Source organism: Lysobacter sp. M15 (assembly GCF_022662515.1).
GTDB lineage: Bacteria > Pseudomonadota > Gammaproteobacteria > Xanthomonadales > Xanthomonadaceae > JAKPBU01.
The window spans coordinates 1-2,842 of sequence record NZ_JAKPBV010000019.1; the positions used below are offsets into that span (position 1 = coordinate 1).

Sequence of the window (2,842 nt, forward strand, 5' to 3'; positions counted from 1 at the left end):
CAGCGATCAGTAATGTCGCCAGTGGCCCAAGCAACATGCATGCGGCAACCAATACGGCAACGAAGGCGCCCCGAATGAGTCTGCCATCTACAAAGGTAGCGATTCTGCTCAACAAGGGGCCTAACGCTGGAATTAAGCCGCGCCGCGAAGCGGCGTCGGCTTGAATGACTTGTTAGAGGGCACGCCCCTAATCCCAGTAAATTGTATAGACGTGGTAACCAGCGAGCGGTTCTGGCGCTGCCGCGTGCTTGCCGTATGGCCAACCGGGACCAATGCCGTCAGACAGGAGCCCCTCGATCCACTGGTCCGCAACCTCTTGGGGCGCGGAAGAGTAGATATGAATGTTCTCTGCAGGTACCCATTGCTCAAATCGATCTGAGTCAGGCCAGTCCTGATGTATGCCGACAAAAACACCGTGCACATCTGGCCTTGCCTCGATCTCTTTTAAGCGGGCATAGATTTCCTGAACTGGGGGGCGGCCGTCGCCCCATTGGTTGGGCGCAATAGATTCTTCGTCGTCGTTTCCAACGAAGTAGTCGTCGATTGAGACGATGGGGAAGTGCTTGCTGTCGATCTCGTGCAGTGCTGCAACTTTTGCGAAAAGAGCCTTGCGAAGATCCATGTCTTGCCCTCTTGTGGGAAGAACGACGAGCAACAGTACGAAGAATGCTGTGAACCTCATTAGTGCCCTCTAACGCCTGAGTTAAGCCGCGCTGCGTAGTGGAGGCTGCAGGCATGGCAAGCTTTCTGTGCCATGCCTGTGGCCGGAACGAAGCGGCGTCGGCTTGAACGAATTGTTAGGCGCCAAGATGCTCGGAAGAACGCTCATGGTTGCCGCTTGATGCATGGGTAGAGAGTTAGCGATAGCCATAGCGCGTCGGGTTGGAAAGGATTGCTTCGGTCGTTTGTGTCGCCTGTATCTCGGTTAGCTTTGCGCGACGGAGCACGGCGACTATCGCGTCATGGTCTCGGCTCGCGACGGCCGAATCCATTGCCTCAAAGAGTTTGAAGTAGGCAAGTCTCTCATTGACTGTCATACCATCAACTAGCTGTTCGGTCGGCATGCTCTATGGCGCCTAACGCCTGAGTTAAGCCGCGCTGCGTAGTGCAGGTGCCAGGCATGGCAAGCTTTCTCTGCCATGCCTGGTGCCGGAACGAAGCGGCGTCGGCTTGAACGAATTGTTAGATTGCACCAGCGACGATACTTGCATGCTAGTCACGGCTGCGCTGAATGGCCCACGCCCAAATCTTTGCAGGATTAATCTCGGGATTCTCGGCACGCACAAGCTCACGAGCCTTATCCAAAGCTTCTCTCTCATCTGACGCGGCTACAGACTTCCAGATCTCATGATTAGAGTCTGCAGGTTCGTCAATAGAGACCGTCATCATCACGCGGTAGGTTTTCATGTGTGCAATCTAACGCCTGAGTTAAGCCGCGCCGCGAAGCGGCGTCGGCTTGGACGAACTGTTAGGCCCTCGGCGACTGAAACGTGCCATTGCAATGCCCGCTGCGACGAATGCACCCAAGGCTACCGGCCAGGTGAGCGAGATGTAAGCCGTGGTCATTGCGATAGCGCCTGGGACAGCCCACAGAGGACTCTCTCCTGCTCCAGATTGGGACAAGACTGCTCCCGCAATCAGAAAGATGCTCGCGCCGAGAACGGGGCCGCCGAGGAAAACCAGGAAAGGAATTGCCACAAGCTCAAACGTGGGCCGTTCAGAGCCAACGGATATGTACCACCCGCCAAGACCGTAGCCAATTGCCGCCGCCGATAGAACCGAGAGCGTCGCGACGCCGAAAGCGAGCGGCAGAGCGGAAATCGACTGAAGGACGCAGTACGCCGAAGCCACAAGCATCGCTGCGGCGTAGACAATTGCCGATCGGACTCGCAATTGGCGGGATGGCTTCATAGAGGGCCTAACGCCTGAATTAAGCCGACCCGCGAAGCGGGTTCGGCTTGAATGAATTGTTAGGTCCCGCCCGGGCTGGACGGAACCCGCTCAAGCTCTGAGGCCAATATATCCGCGAGCCAGATGGTGTGACCATCTGAGCCGACACACTCAACGATGAAGGCAGGTTCTTGGTTTGGCTTGACGGTGTGGACGAGGACCACTGCGCCTAGATCACCGATTTGCGGGCGGCCTTGGCTGGCGCTGAGGTCGATGCGATCCGCAGGAATCTCTGCGATGACGCGTACAACATCGTACTCGGAGATTTTCATGCGGGGCCTAACGCCTGAATTAAGCCGACCCGCGAAGCGGGTTCGGCTTGAATGAATTGTTAGGCCTTGAACCGACGCTCTGCATACAGACCCGGGTAGCAAGCGCGCAAAGTTGCGCGGACGTGATCGGTGGATGGGCGAAATCCTATAGCCATAACCAGCTTTCGGCCACCACGCCAGTACAGTCGCACCTCATTGGCAGTAAAGAGCTGGCGCCGGACCTCAATCTTCTCCATCTCACCGACCGGCCAATCTTGTGAAGATTTACGCCGTGCCTGGGACGACGGGTTGCTGTCCGGAGCGTACGCAGATTGGGCGGCAGTCTGACTGCCCATCCCGCCCATAGCTCCACCTTTCAGTGACAGCCCGATACCAAGTGGCTCAGCCTCGATGTGCTCGGGGTGTAAATGGAGAAGCCAGTTCTTGAAGCCCCAATTTGAGTAGAAGGGCCCTATAACTGGAGCTTGCAGTTGCGACATATCTGCCATGCAAGGCCTAACGCCTGAATTAAGCCGACCCGCGAAGCGGGTTCGGCTTGAATGAATTGTTAGGCCTGCGCCCCGTAATCACTTGGGCGCAGGCTTGAAATCTAACTCAACTCCGAAGCCGGCCATTGCCGC

3 protein-coding genes are annotated in these 2,842 nt (G+C 56.8%); all 3 read right to left on the minus strand.

The annotated features are described in order from the left end of the window. Positions 1-187 precede the first annotated feature (187 nt). The 3 genes from MC380_RS17795 to MC380_RS17805 all read right to left on the minus strand — a co-directional run bounded on the left by MC380_RS17795 (position 188) and on the right by MC380_RS17805 (position 2,222). Positions 188-622: a hypothetical protein gene (locus MC380_RS17795; protein WP_242166496.1), complete on the minus strand. Its 435-nt coding sequence runs from the start codon at positions 620-622 to the stop codon at positions 188-190. Positions 623-1,212: 590 nt separating this feature from the next. Beyond that, the gene (locus tag MC380_RS17800) at positions 1,213-1,407 is read right to left on the minus strand and encodes a hypothetical protein (RefSeq protein WP_242103699.1); all 195 of its coding nucleotides are present in this window, start codon (positions 1,405-1,407) and stop codon (positions 1,213-1,215) included. A 563-nt stretch (positions 1,408-1,970) separates the two neighbouring features. Next, positions 1,971-2,222: a hypothetical protein gene (locus MC380_RS17805; protein ID WP_242166498.1), complete on the minus strand. Its 252-nt coding sequence runs from the start codon at positions 2,220-2,222 to the stop codon at positions 1,971-1,973. Positions 2,223-2,842: the final 620 nt, after the last annotated feature.